13 protein-coding genes and 1 rRNA gene are annotated in these 16684 nt (G+C 40.7%); 4 read left to right on the plus strand and 10 right to left on the minus strand.

Annotated features, from left to right (window positions below; all coding sequences use genetic code 11):
* Nucleotides 1-121, minus strand: a 16S ribosomal RNA gene (locus LQ188_RS24420); the annotation flags it as partial.
* A gap of 623 nt (nucleotides 122-744) precedes the next feature.
* Between LQ188_RS24420 and LQ188_RS24425 the strand changes: the two genes are divergently transcribed.
* Nucleotides 745-1503, plus strand: a complete 759-nt coding sequence (locus LQ188_RS24425) for an alpha/beta fold hydrolase (RefSeq protein WP_230178668.1) — start codon at nucleotides 745-747, stop codon at nucleotides 1501-1503.
* 82 nt (nucleotides 1504-1585) lie between these two features.
* Complete coding sequence (locus tag LQ188_RS24430) at nucleotides 1586-1756, plus strand: CsbD family protein (RefSeq protein ID WP_098866101.1); 171 nt, start codon at nucleotides 1586-1588, stop codon at nucleotides 1754-1756.
* Nucleotides 1757-1849: 93 nt separating this feature from the next.
* On the opposite strand, the gene LQ188_RS24435 is transcribed toward LQ188_RS24430, so the two are convergent.
* The 5 genes from LQ188_RS24435 to LQ188_RS24455 form a co-directional block, all read right to left on the minus strand.
* The gene (locus tag LQ188_RS24435) at nucleotides 1850-2992 is read right to left on the minus strand and encodes a fused response regulator/phosphatase (protein ID WP_230178670.1); all 1143 of its coding nucleotides are present in this window, start codon (nucleotides 2990-2992) and stop codon (nucleotides 1850-1852) included.
* A gap of 280 nt (nucleotides 2993-3272) precedes the next feature.
* Nucleotides 3273-4106: a protein-glutamate O-methyltransferase CheR gene (locus tag LQ188_RS24440; protein WP_101225713.1), complete on the minus strand. Its 834-nt coding sequence runs from the start codon at nucleotides 4104-4106 to the stop codon at nucleotides 3273-3275.
* Between the two features lie 28 nt (nucleotides 4107-4134).
* Nucleotides 4135-6939 carry a response regulator gene (locus LQ188_RS24445; protein ID WP_230178672.1) on the minus strand — a complete coding sequence of 935 codons (2805 nt, stop codon included), beginning with the start codon at nucleotides 6937-6939 and terminating at the stop codon, nucleotides 4135-4137.
* A gap of 324 nt (nucleotides 6940-7263) precedes the next feature.
* Nucleotides 7264-8562 (minus strand): hemolysin family protein, encoded by a 1299-nt coding sequence (locus LQ188_RS24450; RefSeq protein ID WP_137019314.1) that lies wholly within the window; start codon nucleotides 8560-8562, stop codon nucleotides 7264-7266.
* A 189-nt stretch (nucleotides 8563-8751) separates the two neighbouring features.
* Nucleotides 8752-9183 carry a MerR family transcriptional regulator gene (locus LQ188_RS24455; protein WP_286141468.1) on the minus strand — a complete coding sequence of 144 codons (432 nt, stop codon included), beginning with the start codon at nucleotides 9181-9183 and terminating at the stop codon, nucleotides 8752-8754.
* A gap of 728 nt (nucleotides 9184-9911) precedes the next feature.
* On the opposite strand from LQ188_RS24455, the gene LQ188_RS24460 reads away from it, so the two are divergent.
* Nucleotides 9912-10337: a DUF4395 domain-containing protein gene (locus LQ188_RS24460; RefSeq protein ID WP_101225711.1), complete on the plus strand. Its 426-nt coding sequence runs from the start codon at nucleotides 9912-9914 to the stop codon at nucleotides 10335-10337.
* A gap of 42 nt (nucleotides 10338-10379) precedes the next feature.
* Here LQ188_RS24460 and LQ188_RS24465 read toward each other — a convergent pair whose 3' ends face one another.
* The 4 genes from LQ188_RS24465 to LQ188_RS24480 all read right to left on the minus strand — a co-directional run bounded on the left by LQ188_RS24465 (nucleotide 10380) and on the right by LQ188_RS24480 (nucleotide 15020).
* Nucleotides 10380-12134, minus strand: coding sequence for an FTR1 family protein (locus LQ188_RS24465; RefSeq protein WP_230178675.1), 1755 nt, complete (start codon nucleotides 12132-12134; stop codon nucleotides 10380-10382).
* 80 nt (nucleotides 12135-12214) lie between these two features.
* A complete protein-coding gene (efeB, locus tag LQ188_RS24470) occupies nucleotides 12215-13507 on the minus strand; it encodes an iron uptake transporter deferrochelatase/peroxidase subunit (RefSeq protein ID WP_230178677.1) in 1293 nt (430 codons plus the stop codon).
* Nucleotides 13508-14353, minus strand: a complete 846-nt coding sequence (gene efeO / locus LQ188_RS24475; protein ID WP_101225708.1) for an iron uptake system protein EfeO — start codon at nucleotides 14351-14353, stop codon at nucleotides 13508-13510. It abuts the gene before it with no gap.
* 187 nt (nucleotides 14354-14540) lie between these two features.
* Complete coding sequence (locus LQ188_RS24480; RefSeq protein ID WP_230178679.1) at nucleotides 14541-15020, minus strand: MarR family transcriptional regulator; 480 nt, start codon at nucleotides 15018-15020, stop codon at nucleotides 14541-14543.
* A gap of 129 nt (nucleotides 15021-15149) precedes the next feature.
* Between LQ188_RS24480 and LQ188_RS24485 the strand changes: the two genes are divergently transcribed.
* A complete protein-coding gene (locus LQ188_RS24485; protein ID WP_230178681.1) occupies nucleotides 15150-16664 on the plus strand; it encodes an MDR family MFS transporter in 1515 nt (504 codons plus the stop codon).
* The last annotated feature ends 20 nt before the right edge of the window (nucleotides 16665-16684 follow it).

The raw sequence follows: 16684 nt of genomic DNA on the forward strand, positions 1-16684 counted from the left end.
ACGTGTTACTCACCCGTCCGCCGCTAATCTCAGGGAGCAAGCTCCCATCGATTCGCTCGACTTGCATGTATTAGGCACGCCGCCAGCGTTCGTCCTGAGCCAGGATCAAACTCTCCGAAGAAATGTTTGACTTGCTCATTTGCTTTTTTGATAGTGTGTGCTCACTTAAAATTTAACGTTGGCGCTTTGTTTTGTTCAGTTTTCAAAGAGCAATTTCACATTCGTTCTTTCGAACGGCTGTTTATTCATCATAACACCTTATTGATTAGTTGTCAACTTCTGCGAAGTTTTTAACTTATTTTAAATCGCTGTGTTTTTCAGCGACCATTTCATCTTATCATTTTCATAGTAAGAAGTCAATAGTTATTATTTCTTTCAGCAATCAGCCAAAAGGCGATGAAGTTTTTCGTTTGTCTTAGTTGGTGCTTATTTATATTAATCCCATTTCAGTTTAAAGTCAACTCTTTTTTCCTTTTCTTTTATTTATACCCTGCAACCGGTTATTTTAGCTTCTTCTGTTTATCAACAATGCAAGGACAGTACTTATATAATGGGAAGAATGGCAACAAACACGGGATAGACCTAATAAGTATCTTTGTATCTTTTTTTAATGCCTGTTTATAATGAAATTTGGCATATAACCAAGTTGACTTCATAATTTTCATTATGATATTATATAACCAAGTAAAATAATCGGAATAGTTAATTTAAATTTTAGCATAGCTAATTAAAGGAGATGGGATTATGACAGCAGCAATGGTAATACCAGGTGCGGAACCTTTTTTCTTACCCGGCAATTCTATCGGCATTCTTATTTGCCATGGCTTTAACGGAACGCCACAAAGCGTAAGATATTTAGGTGAAAAATTTGCCGCCAAAGGCTTTACTGTCTTCGCTCCTCGACTGGCGGGCCACGGGACGGATGAATATGAAATGGAAACGAGTACTTATCAGGAATGGATACAAGATGTTGAAATGGCTTATGCAAAATTAAAACGAACCTGCACCCATGTATTCGCCATCGGACAATCAATGGGAGGCGCCCTTGTTCTCGATTTAGCTACAAAAGTGGCTTGTGATGGAATTCTCACCATCAATGCCGCTCTCGAAGTTCCTGAATATGAAATATACCGTAACCAATCGGTTCCACGCTTCGTTCCTGAGGGCAAACCTGACATAAAAGACGATACAACTAAAGAAATCACAAATGACCAGGTTCCGTTAAAAGCGATTAATCAATTGCTTGATATAATGGAACATACCAGTCAAAAACTAATAGACGTTTCGTGCCCGATTCTTATCTTCCATTCTCCAGAAGATCACGTTGTACCAGACTCATGTTCCTACCAGATTTACGATACGGTCATGTCCGGGGATAAAGAGATGGTGCCCCTTGAAAATTCATATCATGTTGCCTCGTTGGATCATGACAAGGATCATATCATTGAACGGTCATATCAGTTCATTCAAAGGTTAAGCAAAAGGGCTATAATCGCTTCTTAAACTCCTTTTTCTCCATATAAAACAGGTTTATCCGTACACTTCATGGGTATATACAGTATATAAAGAAAAAGGAGGTAACATGATGAGCGGTTTATCAGACAAAGTAAAAGGTGCTGTAAATAAAGTTAAAGGTGAAACGAAAGACCAAGTCGGAAACGCGAAAAATGATCCTCACTTACAAGCAGAAGGTAAAGTCGATAAATTAAAAGGCAATCTCCAAGATGGCATTGGTAAATTAAAAAATGACCGTTAATTGCAAATAGCCGAATATATGATTCACTCTCTTAACATATCCCCCCCCTTTTATAGAGAAGAGGCGGCAGATAATCTGCCGCCTCTTCCTTGTTCAATTTGCTTGAATAACAACAACACACATATCATCCGGTTGATCTTGCTGCATTTCCGGGGACATCAAAAAATCGATAGGGGGAGATTCTTTACAATCGAACCATCTCGTCGAGACCGCTTCTTTTATTTGGCCGAGTCCTTCCGTCCCTTCTCGATCTATCGCTTCCATGACTCCATCCGTAAATAGCATGAGCTGAATCTTCTCTTCATAATGAATGACTGACTTCTCTATTTTCATTTCGGTGAAGAACCCAACAGGGCATGTCCCTTTTGAAAGCGAGGCCACTTTTCCATCGTCCATTAAAGCAAAGCCCGGAGGATGTCCGGCATTCACATATTCCACAGTCTTTTGCTCTGTATCAATGACCATATAAATCGCGGTAAAATAATAATGCACTGGATTATCTTCTTTATTAAGGGTACTCATCCAGCGATTCATTTCGTTTATTACTGCCACCGGATCAGTATGTATCCTGATGGCATCCCTCAATACGGAGGAAATGAACATGCACACAAGTGAGGCGGATATGCCATGCCCCATCATATCCAGCAGGATGATCCCATACCGACTTTCATCGATGCGATGCCAATAGTACATATCCCCTGCCAATTTATTCGCAGGTAAGTATGATGCCCTTATGGTTAAGTGATCATTTATAATGGGTTCACTTAATAAACCGCTTTGAACCTGCATGGAAAGATCCAATTCATTGCGGATTTTTTCATCCTGCATTTTATGCCAATCTTTTTCATATTTAAGTCTTAACCCCACGCGAATCCTCGCAAGTAAATCTATTTTATTGATAGGCTTCATAATATAATCAATTCCGCCAACATCAAGTGCCTCGGCAACCTTGTTTGAATCTTCAAGGGCGGTCACAAAAATTACGGGTATATCTCTAAGGTGAGGAATGCTTTGAAGTCTCCTGCACGCCTCTATCCCATCGATCTCCGGCATCATGATATCGAGCAGAATGATATCAACTGAAGTCTCTTTAGGTTGCGGACTATCCACCTGTAAATATTCAAACATCTCAACAGCTGAAGTTAATGATAGAAAATCCGTATAGCCAGCTCGTTTTAGAATTTTCTCTATAACGAAAAGGTTAACCTGGTTATCATCTACGATTAAAATCGTCATTCTTTCATTCCCCTTTTGGCTTATATCGAGCGGCAACATTTATCTTTTTGATATGGATCAGTACTTTCATAAAGCTCCCTTAATAGGGATTTTCCTATTATATTATAACGAAGTTCAGTCTCTTTTAATAATAATAAACAACGGCAGTTATTCTATTTGGAGACCAACTCATTATTTATACCCCTTCTTCCGTTACCTTAAACATAGAAATGAAAAAAAACCGAAAAATAATGCACTAAATTAAAAAGAAAGAGTCCGCTTATATGCGGACTCCTTCTTTTTACAATTTCCGATAAATTCGTTCCTTTGAGTCAAAGTCCTCATAATCTTCCGAAAAGGATGATGTATGAAGTGTTTCCTTGCTGCCAACCGCAAGAAAGCCGTCTTTACAAAGGCTGTCATAAAACAACTGATTAACATAGGTCTGCAATTCACCGGTAAAGTAAATCATCACATTCCGGCACATGATGATATGAAACTCATTGAACGAACCATCAGTAACTAAATTATGCTGGAAAAATACAATGTTTTTAAGGAGATTCGAATCAAGATAAGCGTTTTGATAATCGGTTGTATAATACTCCGAAAATTCCTGGTTGCCTCCAGCTTGCAAATAGTTTTTCGTATAAGACTGCATTCTATTTAAAGGCAATATTCCTTTTTCCGCATGACGGAGGACTTCATCATTCATATCAGTGGCATAAATCCTCGCCTTATCATAAAGTCCTTCCTCCTTGAGGATGATCGCCATGGAAAAGGCTTCTTCACCGGTTGAACATCCCGCATGCCAAATTCTAATTTCCGGAAGTTTTTTCAGGAGCGGTACAATATTTAAACGAAAGGCTTTAAAGAAATCCGGATCGCGAAACATTTCAGTGACATTTATTGAAAAATCTCTCAAAAGCTTCTCGACATACCCTTTTTCATATAAAACCATTTCAATCATTCCGCTGATCCTGCGAACATGGTCCAGTCTCATTCTATTTTCAACTCTTCTTTTTATTGAAGAACGCATATATTTGCGAAAGTCAAAGCCCGAAACGGAATAGACGGCCTCTAACAATAATTCGATTTCCAAGTCTTCTCTTTCTTCAATCGTTAATGTATCCTTCATGCAAAACCTTCCTTACCCGTACTATCAATCAATTAGTCAGCCATACCCTTAGGACTGATAGCAACTGATCCAATTTTAACGGCTTGCTGACATAGTCGGAAGCGCCGGCCTTCAGGCACTTTTCCCTGTCGCCTTTCATCGCTTTCGCAGTTAGCGCAATGATTGGAAGATCCTCGAACTTACTTTGCTCGCGAATTCTGGTCATCGTTTCGTAACCGTCCATGCCTGGCATCATGATATCCATCAAAATGACATCTATATTGTTTCCTTTTTCAAGGAGTTCCAAACATTCATAGCCGTTTTCAGCTGTAAGGATTTCCATCCCCTCATGCTTCAGCGCATTCTTCAGGGCAAATATATTACGGTGATCATCATCGACGACCAGTACTGTTTTATTGCAGAATGGTTTGGCCTTATCTCGATCTTCTTCATCCACTATAACTACATCCGGTTCTCCCTGACCGTCAAAAGGTGCGGCGGCAGAATCATCGTTGTTGGCTGCTGCCACTTCTGGAGAAGCAGCCATTGCTTCGCCGATATTTTTGAAGCCTTCTGGCATGCTTGGAATAAAGAAAGTAAAGGTACTGCCTTGCCCTTCCTCACTATCTACAATGACCCAGCCTCCCAGAAGTTTGGCGAACTCCCGGCAAATCGATAGCCCTAGTCCTGTACCGCCATATTTTCTCATTGTAGCTCCGTCACCTTGCTGGAACGCTTCAAAGATAAGTTTTTGCTTCTCTTTAGAAATTCCGATGCCCGTATCCGTCACCTTAATTTCAACCCAATTGCTAGCTCCTTTTGTCTGTATCCATTGTGCTACATTTTCTTCATCAGCTTTTTTGATTTGGACAGTCACAGAACCTTTTTCCGTGAATTTAAATGCATTGGATAATAGGTTTTTCAGAATTTGCTGGAAGCGCTGTTCATCCGTAAAGAAAATATCCGGAACGTTTTTACTTTTTTCTATTATAAAGTCAATGTTCTTTTTCTTCGCTACATGATCGAAATTACGGTGCAATTGCTCTGGAAGCTCACTCAAATTCATTTCGTCAAAGACTACTTCAAGCTTTCCGACTTCGACTTTCGATAAATCCAAAATGTCATTGATCAACGTTAATAAATCTTGACCTGATGAGTTAATGACCCGAGCGAATTCCTGTTGCTCTTCGTTTAATTTACTATCATTCGGATCTGAAAGCATTTCTGATAAAATCAGGATACTATTGAGCGGTGTCCGCAATTCATGGGACATATTCGCCATGAACTCCGATTTATATTTGGAACTTAACTTTAATTCCTCCGCTTGTTTTTCAAGATTCAATTTTGCGACTTGAAGCTCTTTCGATTTTTCTTCAGTTTCACGATTTCTTTCTTCTAATTGTTCATTGATCATTCGCAATTCCTCAGCCTGTGTTTGCAGTTCCTCCGATTGGGCTTGCATTTCCTCTGACTGTGATTGCAATTCTTCCGATTGAGCCTGTAACTCTTCGGTCTGTGCTTGTGATTCTTGCAATAAACGCTCTATTTCCATCCGGCCCTCAACATTATTAATCGTGATGCCCAGAGTATCAAGAACCTGGTTCAGGAAAGTTTTTTGCAGCTTCGTAAAGCTCTCCAAACTCGCCAGTTCGACCATCGCCACCACTTCATCCTCAAAAACGACCGGCGCAATGACAATGCTTTTCGGGTTTACCTCCCCTAATCCTGTCGTAACCAATTGAAAATCTTCAGGAATATCTTCAATGACTTTCGATTCCTTTTCAAGGGCGCATTGTCCAATTAAACCTTCGCCAAGACGGAATTCACGCCTGCCTGAATCTTCGCCATCTCCCGCAAAGCTTGCAAGCTTCACAAAACGCATATCCACGCCCTCGCCCCGTTTGACGTAAAAAGCTCCAATTGAAGCTCCCATCATCGGTGCAAGTCTTGTAATGAACCGGTCAGCCAGCACCTCCACATCAACAATGCGCTGATACATCGTAGCTATATCTGCAACACGGGTCTGGATCCAGTTCTGTTCACTGATCTTTTCGGTGAAATCTTTCTCTTTTTGATTATAGATTTCAAGCGATCCCGCCATTTCGTTGAAAGATCTCGCTATATCACCAATTTCATCAGTAGTCCGAACCGGAACTCTCGGTATGACCGATAAATTTTTATAATCGATATTTTTGATGACCTTCGTAATCGATTGTAGATCTTTCGATGTACTGCGAATCATCCAAACAACCGTTACTGAAATAACCAAAATGCTGAGAATAACCGCAAAAATCACAAAACCAATCATATCTTCATAGGTTTGTTTCGAATTGTTTAAGGTATCGTTCATGACACCTTCCTGGTAATCCTTAAATTCATCCATCGTACTGATGACTTTCGTCCGTTTTTCCCTTTGGTCCTCCATCAGGCTTGAAAGATCATCCGAAGAGTTTCCCGATTTTATCTTTTGGATGATTTCAGCCTCCGTTATGGAGTAAGAAGCATATTGAGTCTCGAACTCTTTCAATAATTGCTTTGCTTTCGCCTTATTTAACGAACCTGATAACCCGGCAATTTTTGATTCAATCAAACTATGATTCTCATTGATGATTTCGAGGCTCTCTGCTCTTTCTTCTTTGTTTGCATCATTAGCTGCAAACAGGATCTCACGGTCCGACCTGGAAAAAAGCTGACGGATTTCCATCGAAGCTGAAACTTTTTCATAGCGATTTTCAACTATCTCAGTCATGCTGCTCTTTAAATTGTTAAGCGTAACCATCATGAAAGAAAGTAAAATAGCCAAAAAAAGCAAGATCAAACCAAATCCCAACATTTGCTTCTTCTTAAAACCCATTTTCCCGCCCACCTTCAATACTTATTTATACCAGCCATAAATAAACGGCATGCAAAATAAATCTTAATGCTATCATTAGTATTACTTTTGAAGAATTTCCTTATATTCTTTGAAACTTAAAATGATATATAGATAGATTCATTGCTCAAAGTCAATTTTAACATTTTCCAAGCTAAAATAGTTACCTACAGTGTTATTTTTAATGAATTCATTTTCCAATTAAGTAACAGTCTGCCTTGACCATTGTTCTAAACACCGAATAGACATCTTCGTACATAATAAAAGCCGAAAGTTTCCACTTTCGGCTCTTGTTGTAATCCTGTTTTATTTAATCTTCTTCACTTCAACATATAAAACATGGTGGCCGTCCATTTCCTTTACAGTAAATTCATATCCGGCGTATTCGATTTTATCCCCGACAGCAATCTCGAACCTGCCTGTCAGGAACCAACCTCCCAATGTATCGATATCTTCCTCCGGCAAATCGATCGCAAGGGTATCATTGACATCTTCAACCAATGTTTTTGCGTCGAATACATAATGCCCTTCATCAATCTTTTGTATGAGCGGACGTTCATCCTGGTCAAATTCATCACGGATTTCCCCGACGATTTCTTCAAGTATGTCTTCAACCGTAACAAGACCGGCAGTTCCGCCATATTCATCAGTCAAAACAGCCATATGGATCCGTTCCTTCTGCATTTTCAGCAGCAAATCATGAATGGCGATCGTTTCAAGAACACGGATAATGGGTGTTACAAAGGAATCCACCGTCAAAGCTGTTACATTATCTTCTGTAATCGTCGCTGTATAAAGTCGCTTGATATTGACCATTCCCACGACATTATCTTTATCACCGTCTATGACCGGATACCTTGTGTATTGTTCTTCCTGAATCAGTTCAACAACTTCCAATAATGGCATGCCCTTTTCGATAACGGTCATTTCCGTACGCGGAACCATGATTTCATTGGCAATGCGCTCATCAAATTCAAATATCTGATTGACATATTTATATTCTGATTGGTTGATCTCACCGCTTTTATAGCTTTCCGATAAAATGATGCGCAGCTCTTCTTCGGAATGGGCCATTTCGGACTCGGACGCAGGCTTTAATCCGAACATGCCCGTCAGGAGACGTGCAGAACCATTTAGTAACCAAATGAATGGGTACAGAATGCGGTAAAAGAGGATTAACGGCTTTGCAAATAGCAAGGTTACCTCTTCTGCCTTTTGAATCGCAACAGTTTTCGGTGCAAGTTCGCCGACAACAACATGAAGGAATGTTACAGAACCGAAGGCGATCAGGAACGAGATGATGTGACTTACGGACTCCTCTAATCCCCATTTAGTGAACAATGGTTTTAAGATGGCCTCGACCGTCGGTTCACCCAATACCCCTAAACCTAAGGCGGTTACCGTAATCCCCAATTGACAGGCAGATAAGTATTCATCGATATGTGATGTCACTTTCTTGGCTGCAAGGGCATTTCTATGCCCTTCCTCAATCAATTGATTGATTCGGGAACTTCTGACTTTCACGATTGCAAATTCCGATGCAACGAAAAATGCGGTTAATGCTATTAATACAGCTACTGCTAATAATTTTATAAATATCTCCAATATGTGCGGGTTCGCCATATTGTGCCCATCCTTCTGACCTTCGGATTAGACATGTACGGCTAAATCCCAAGCACCTCCTGTATAAATGGTTATTTTCGTTTCAAAAAGCGATTTTTGCCTAATCAAAACCCTTTAGCCTATTTCGTTAATATGCACCTTTGTGCAAAAAACTATAGGGATAAATTTTAATCATACCAGCAACACTAGCAATGATTGGATTAAGGCCATGCTTTCGCGGGATATCTGTTTTTTTAGAAGAAGCTCACTTTTTCCGTCCTTTTCAATCAAGCTAATGAATTCCTGAAGTTCCTCGTTCAGGCCATCCATTTTATTCTTGAGTTGAAGACCTTTTTCCTCAATTGCTGATGTGTCTTCCTTATCCTTCTTAAGTAATTCTTTAATATCTTCCAATGAAAGGTTTTCTCTTTTGTATCCCTCGATACGGCGAAGTCTTTCAAGTTCACCGACTGAATAATAACGGTAATTAGAGGCGGAACGTTCTGCTTTAAGCAAGCCTAGGTTTGTATAATAATCTACAGTTCGTTTCGTAACATTCGCCATTTCCGCCAACTCGCCAATTTTTAAAGTCTCGTTCCCAACATAACCCCTCCTAACCGTCACGTGATGGTTTGACAAACTGAAAGTATGTCTTGTCTTTTTCCTCCATGACGTTTTATTCTATTCCCTAATCGTACATTATTTTAATTGAAATGGAAAATATTTATTACCTCTTTACCCTTCATTGGAAAAACAAAAACCGATTAATTGAATAATCGGTTCAGACTGTAGACAAACTTGATATTAATTAAGTTTGCCTGCATTTTGAGAGTGTATAAAATATGAACGTTGATTGGAACGTAGGGCACTCGCTTTCCGCGGGCGGTCCGGGAGCCTCTTCGGTTTGCCTGCGGGGTCTCCCTGAGCACGCTTTTCCCGCTGGAGCCTCGAACACCCGCTCCAATCAACTTTGTATGAAAAATTAATATGGAACCCCTTTTGTCTACAAACTCAAACCGATTAATGGTTTAATTTATGATCTATTCCACAGATTTATTTTTTTGTTTTAACTGAGAATTGATTGCTCAATATCTTAGGACCGCATTGGCAAAGGGCAGAATGCTTTAGCTTTTTTATTGGTGTTCCGCATGTTTCACAAACTTTTGCTACCATTTATACTGTCCTCCTCACTTTATTTGCTTGTTATACATATTATACTACTTTATTAATGATAATCAATACTAAATTAAAATTATTATAAATAAGGTTTTATCTTTAATTTGTTAGACTTCACATATGATTAATATAAAGATAAAATATAAACAAAACATATCAGGAAGGTTGGTATTAGTATGACGAGTGAAATCCGTTCCATTCCCCGTCCTTTAGTACGAACGAATCAATGGGTCATTTTGTTAAGCGTAGCCACCGCCTTATTAACGGGACAAATGTGGATATTAGTGATTCCTTTAACTGCAGGACTTTTAGGTCTTCTCTTTAATTTCAATCCAGTGATGCGTCTCGCCAAGCTCTTTCTTAAAAAGAAACCCTCCGATTATATTCCTGAAGATCATTCACAGCAACAGTTCAACCAAGCAATAGCTGTCGTTTGCTTAGGACTTGGATTCATATCTTTTTTGCTGGGTTGGGATGTTACCGGTTATATATTCACCTTGATGGTCGGATTGGCTTCTCTCATAGCCATCCTTGGATTCTGCATCGGCTGCTTTATCCTTTATCAATGGAAGCAATATTCCTATCGCCGATCTATTCGCTAATACCATACACAAATGGGACTGACATGCATCAGTCCCATTATATTATTCGGTTGTACGTAAGGAATTACTCTTTTTGACCCAAATGGTCGCCAAAACAATCAGCAAAATTAATACAGCTTGCGGCACCAGCGTTTCCATTGTTGGATAAAGACCTATCGTTTCTACAAACGGAAAGGAACTGATCGTATTTGTCTGTATCACCTGTGAAACCTGAAGTGAATGAATGGAGACTCCAAGAATCTTGAAAGCCAAGGCATATATGAGTACCGTTGCCGCTTTAAAGAATAGGGTCATCGGTAATTTCACACTATAGCGCAGCATGATGAAACCAATTACCACTAAAATGAGGAAGGCAAGGAAAATCCCGCTCAGCAGCTGCTTTAATTCCATATAAGGAGCCATACCGGCATAAAAGATAATCGTCTCGGCCCCTTCACGGAATATGGATAGAAAACTGATCAAAGCGAAAGAGATGATGCTTCCCGTAGCAATGGCTTGGTTCATTTGCTTGTCGATATACTGGTTCCATGCATGAACATTCGATTTACCATGAAGCCAAAGACCAATTGTCAACATCATCGATACGGCTATTATCCCAGTGATTCCCTCAATATATTCCCGGCTTGACGCAGCCGTGATCTGAGAGAAAACGATATTGATTATGACCGCCAATATGGAACTGGCAACTAAACCCGCACCAACCCCTGTCCAAATCCATTTTTGTTTGTCCGCTTGCCCGATTTTCTTTAGGAAAGACAGCAATGTAGCTACAATTAAGAGTGCTTCCAACCCTTCCCGCAAAAGGATCGAAGCGGCATCCCATGTCGTATATCCCGTATCATTAATTAAAGGGAGTAACCTTGTGTTTAAGTCGGAAACGATTCCCTTCGCTTCCTCCGCCTTTACCTTTTTCGATTCTAATAGGCTGATTGCGGTCGGGACTTTCGTTTCCATATCGCTGTAAAGCTTGCTGTCCCTTGTGGAGACCTCCCCTTCGACATTAGGCCAAATTGTCAAGATCTCATTTAGCTGATCAACGGCAGAATCGATGTCACCCTTTTCAATATCCGTTGCACTTCCTTGTAAAAGTTGCGTTACATCCCCAAGGGAATAGGTATTCTCCTGGCTTCCCTCTTCAACTTTACCAGCAAGGAAATCCTCGATTAGGCCCTTCAATTCAGCTAGATTTTTTTGGGCTTTTTCCGAATCAGGTGGGTCTTGGGTAATCGCTATCCGCACAAAGGCCATTTTCGTTTCAAATTCACCATATGCAGCAACACTTTTCTCCCTGACAATGACCTCTGCTTCGGTCCATTGACTCAGAAGGCTGGTATATTGAACTTTAGCTTGATCAAAGTCACCTTCAGTTATCGAAGCTTCCAACTTATCTATTAAAGGAAGTATTGCTTCTAAGCGTTCTTCATAGTCCGTCTTGTCAACAGGGTTTTCGTTGGTATCATAAATAACAAGAGTACTGGATAATGCCGATAATCGCTTCTTGATTTCATCTGTGGAGGCTTGGTCTCTCACAGCACTTTTTACCGCAGACAGCCTCTCGTCGACTTCCCTCGCACTCTTGCTGTCCGTTTTTATCGTTTGCCAATCTTTCTCGAAAAGATCGATATTTTTCGATACTTCCTCAAGTTCTCCGGATTTTACCTTCATTAAACTATCGCCAATATAAACAAAAAGCTGATCATGGTTTTCACCCGCCGAAACAACCCTTACAGCCGTCGAAAGAAATAAAAGGCTGACGATTAAAACCAATATACCACTCTTCCATTTAGAAACGGTCATACTGGTCCCTCCTTATTCATGAACTAAAATCGCCAACTGGATAATTTCCATGCTGGCGATTTTCACGTCCTCATTTGAGATTATATTTTTCCAAAAAGGGAATCCCCAATATAGCCACCCTTTTTCACACCTGGTAAACAAGCGAACATGGCACTGCCCTTGTGAACGATATATTCGTTGAGCTTATCATTTTTCGCCAGTCGCTCTTGTATGGGAATGAATTGTTTACTTGGATTTCGCTGAAAACAAATGAATAGCAAGCCTGCATTGAAGCTCCCTGTTTTAGGATCCATTCCATCTGCATATGAATATGGACGCCTCAATATCTTTGCTTTTCCGTCCCCCCTGGAGAGACTCATATGCGAATCTTCCGGAATGACCCGATTTCCATTTGGATCTTTAGCTTCAAGGTCCACGGTATCGAACTCATTCTTCATTCCTAATGGAGCTCCACTGTCACGATGACGGCCAAACGTATTTTCTTGTTCTTTCAATATTGTCCGGTCCCAAACTTCAATGTACATCTGGATTCGGCGCACCACCATATAACTGCCCCCAACAAGCCAGTCAGGACCGTCCTCACCCTTCACCCAAACATGCTCATTCATTTCATTGTCATTATTCGTATCCGGATTGACAGTCCCATCCTTAAACCCGAAAAGGTTACGAGGTGTCGTTTTTTGTGAATCGGCTTGCTTAGTCCGTTGAAAACCTGTTTGTGCCCAATGAATGATCGTTTTCCCTCTTCCGATCCTCACTAAGTTCCGGACGGCATGAAAAGCCACTTGGAGATCATCTGCACATGCTTGAATACAAATATCCCCACCGCTCCATTCTTCTTCTAAAGCATCTAAAGGGAATTGAGGCAGATCCTTTAATTCTGCAGGCCTTTTCGATTTCAAACCAAATCGATCTTTGCCATCCTTCGAAAACAGGGTCGGACCCACTCCAAAAGTGATCGTTAAATTGGAGGGTGATAATTCTTTCGCTTCCCCCGTATCCTTTGGGGGCATATTCGTATTATGTGATGCTTCACCAATCAAATTCCCCTCAGTCATCTGAGCCGCAGCCTCTGTCCAATCCTTAAATAACTGGATTAGGTCTGACCTTTTATCTGTGGTTACTTCCAATGATGCGAAGTAAAGGTTATCTTGCGCCTCAGTGGTGATACCGGCTTGATGTGCTCCATAAAAAGGAACGATATCCTTAGTTTGTCCCTTTGCCCTTTGTTCAGAAAGTGTCAGCAGCCCGCCAAATCCAGAAGCCCCTATCACGACTCCGATTCCACCAACTCCTGCCGTTTTCAACATATTTCGACGACTCACTTTTTTTGTAAAAAGTCCGGTTTCATCTTTAGGCGTATGTTCTTTCAATTAAGATTCCTCCGTTACAATCCCTATTTGCGAAAGTGGTTCAGCCAATGCATCAATTGCTTGACTTAACTCCTTGACTTCAGATTTCTTTAAATCCGTATATGAGATGTAGCCATCCCCTTCTTTATGCTTTTCAAGCAAGCCGTATACATCGTCAAAACGTTGTTGGATTTCCTCAGCAAGCTTCGCGTCCTTTTCTTTCAGCGCTGGAGTAAGCAGTTCATAGATCTTTTCTGCACCTTCAACATTTGCAACGAAATCATACAGGTCGGTATGGGAGTATCGGTCTTCTTCTCCTGTCACTTTGCTCGTGGAAACTTCATTCAATAAATCCACCGCACCCGTGATCAACAAATCAGGTGTTACCTCAACCGTTTCAACTTTGGCTCGAAGCAAATTGACGTCACTCATTAATTGTTCTGCATACTTTTCGTAGCCCTTCGTTGTATTTTCTTGCCATAGCCCCATTTCAATCCTATGGTAACCGCCCCAGTCTTCATCTTTGACATCCCCTTCACGCGCATCGATTTTGGGATCAAGATCCCCAAATACTTCAGCGATTGGTTCCGCTCTCTCATAATGCATACGGGCTGGTGCGTATAATTCCTTCGCTTTTTCAATATCACCGGCAGATACGGCCTCAGTGAATTCTTCCGTTGCGTTTACGAACTCTTCTATTTCACCGATGGCATATTCCCGGTACTCGCTAGATACATCATCAAGCTTACTCGCACTTGCTTCTTTGGCATTATCATCTGCCGGCTTGGCTTCTTCCTTTTCCTGCGCACAGCCAAATAATAGGCTGGTTGATAGTAAGACCGCTAATGACGCCTTTGCTTTTTTCATAGTGTATTCTCCCTTTGAAATGATTTGTAGATTCATATTAGCAGATAATGAAAATCATTATCAATATATATTTTACTGGAAACGTGACATTGTTCATTCTTTTTTAAATAAATTTCACTCTACTCCTTTTATTATTGATAAGAAACTGCCAGCTGGCTAAAAATAAAAAAGGCAGCCTGCATACCGGCTACCTTTCCCGCTCACTCATTAATTTGTCATTTTCTTTGTCCATGATTTTTGTGATATCCTCAACAAATTGATTGATCAATATTAGCTCTTGTTCATTATAAGATGAACATAACTCCTTGGTGGCCATAGAAAGCGATTGATAGTGCGATTTGATCTGTTCCTGCCTTTCGGGTATCGGTGCAATCATTACCCGTCTTCCGTCCAATTGATCTCGTTCTCTTTTAACATAACCGGATTTCTCAAGGCGATTGATCAGTGCCGTGACCGATCCCGTGCTCAATCCTGTAATTTTGGATAATTCACCGGCCGTAATCGGTCCAGTTTCATTCAATATTTCAGCACTCTTTAAGTCCGTATGGGATACACCTATTTTGTGGGCCATATTTTGTTGAAATAATACGGATCTCATTCCATACCGCTGCAATCTGTGTGTTAAGCTCTTTAGCAGAGCTCCATTCACCTTATTATCGCTTGACATAAAATGCCACCCCTTTTACACTTAAATTTATCTTGATTTTCAAGATAAATGTTTTGTTTCATCTTAACGTTTACCCTTCAACCATGTAAAGGAAATTCATGAGCTGGTTGATACGAAGGAGGAAAATAAATGAACGCTCAAAAAAAACAAAAATTCATTGTTGCCGGTTTACTATTGGGTATCTTGATGTCAGCAATGGATAATACGATTGTTGCGACTGCAATGGGAACGATCGTTTCTGATTTAGGCGGATTCGATAAGTTTGTATGGGTGACATCTGCCTATATGGTCGCCACGATGGCAAGTATGCCGATATTCGGTAAGCTTTCCGATATGTATGGAAGAAAGAGGTTTTTTATTTTTGGACTTATAGTCTTTTTAATCGGCTCCGCATTATGCGGCATGGCCCAGAGCATAGTGCAGTTAAGTATCTTCCGTGCAATCCAAGGGATAGGCGGAGGCGCTTTGATGCCTATAGCCTTTACGATCATTTTTGATATTTTCCCACCTGAAAAACGGGGAAAATTAACTGGACTTTTCGGTGCTGTGTTTGGGGCATCAAGCGTATTGGGACCACTTTTAGGCGCTTATATCACTGAATATTCCAGCTGGCACTGGATTTTCTACGTCAATGTTCCGATTGGGATCATTTCTTTATTTTTCATCTGGAATTACTACAAGGAGTCACCCAACAACCAAGAGCAAAAAATTGATTGGGGTGGCGCAGCAACACTCGTCATTGCCGTTATCAGCTTAATGTTCGCTCTCGAACTGGGCGGGGAGTATGGCTGGAGTTCCTCTCCCATCATAGGCCTGTTTGCCAGTTTTTTGGTTTTCTTCGTTGCATTTTTCTTTTTCGAAAAAAGGGCAAAAGATCCAATCATTTCATTATGGCTGTTTAAAAGGCGATTATTTGCCACTTCTCAGATCTTAGCCATTCTTTATGGCGGTACATTCATTATATTAACCGTCTATATCCCGATTTTCGTGCAGGCAGTTTACGGTGGTTCTGCAACAAATGCCGGATTGATCCTAACTCCCATGATGCTTGGTTCTGTATTCGGCAGTGCAGTTGGCGGGATATTCAATACAAAGACAAGTTTTCGCAACTTAATGACGGTTTCTGTCATCTGTTATTTTGCAGGAATGCTTCTATTAGGAACCATCACCCCTGATACCAGCAGGACTTTATTAACTTTGTATATGATTCTGACTGGCTTTGGCATGGGCTTTTCCTTCTCCCTTTTGCCTATTGCGTCCATTCACAACTTGGAACCTAGATTCAGGGGGTCGGCCAACTCAACAAACTCATTCCTCCGTTCATTTGGGATGACACTCGGTGTAACGATTTATGGAGCGATTCAGACCAATGTATTCCAAAGTAAAATGACGGATGCATTTAAAGGAATGCAAGGAGGTCCGGATACAGTCGGCTTGATGGATGACCCACGTCAGCTCTTCCAATCGGATGCACGTGCCGAGATTCCGGACTTTATCCTGGATAAAATCGTTCATGCGATGTCCGATTCGATATCATTGATATTCACCTTGGCTCTCATTCCGATCGGTCTTGCAGCAATCACGGTATTCTTCATGGGTAAAACAAGAGTGGAAACACCTTCAAAAAAGGAATACTTACAATAAACAAAAAGCGCTGCGTTTGC

It is taken from the genome of Peribacillus sp. Bi134, assembly GCF_918698065.1.
In the GTDB taxonomy this organism is placed as follows: Bacteria; Bacillota; Bacilli; order Bacillales; family DSM-1321; genus Peribacillus.

Bases quoted from the DNA above. Each gene is read 5' to 3' on its own strand.
- LQ188_RS24430 (WP_098866101.1), top strand. From the start codon at position 1,586: ATGAGCGGTTTATCAGACAAAGTAAAAGGTGCTGTAAATAAAGTTAAA.
- efeO (WP_101225708.1), bottom strand. From the start codon at position 14,353: ATGAAAAAAGCAAAGGCGTCATTAGCGGTCTTACTATCAACCAGCCTA.
- LQ188_RS24440 (WP_101225713.1), bottom strand. From the start codon at position 4,106: ATGAAGGATACATTAACGATTGAAGAAAGAGAAGACTTGGAAATCGAA.
- LQ188_RS24445 (WP_230178672.1), bottom strand. From the start codon at position 6,939: ATGGGTTTTAAGAAGAAGCAAATGTTGGGATTTGGTTTGATCTTGCTT.
- LQ188_RS24435 (WP_230178670.1), bottom strand. From the start codon at position 2,992: ATGACGATTTTAATCGTAGATGATAACCAGGTTAACCTTTTCGTTATA.
- LQ188_RS24460 (WP_101225711.1), top strand. From the start codon at position 9,912: ATGACGAGTGAAATCCGTTCCATTCCCCGTCCTTTAGTACGAACGAAT.
- LQ188_RS24480 (WP_230178679.1), bottom strand. From the start codon at position 15,020: ATGTCAAGCGATAATAAGGTGAATGGAGCTCTGCTAAAGAGCTTAACA.
- LQ188_RS24425 (WP_230178668.1), top strand. From the start codon at position 745: ATGACAGCAGCAATGGTAATACCAGGTGCGGAACCTTTTTTCTTACCC.
- LQ188_RS24485 (WP_230178681.1), top strand. From the start codon at position 15,150: ATGAACGCTCAAAAAAAACAAAAATTCATTGTTGCCGGTTTACTATTG.
- LQ188_RS24465 (WP_230178675.1), bottom strand. From the start codon at position 12,134: ATGACCGTTTCTAAATGGAAGAGTGGTATATTGGTTTTAATCGTCAGC.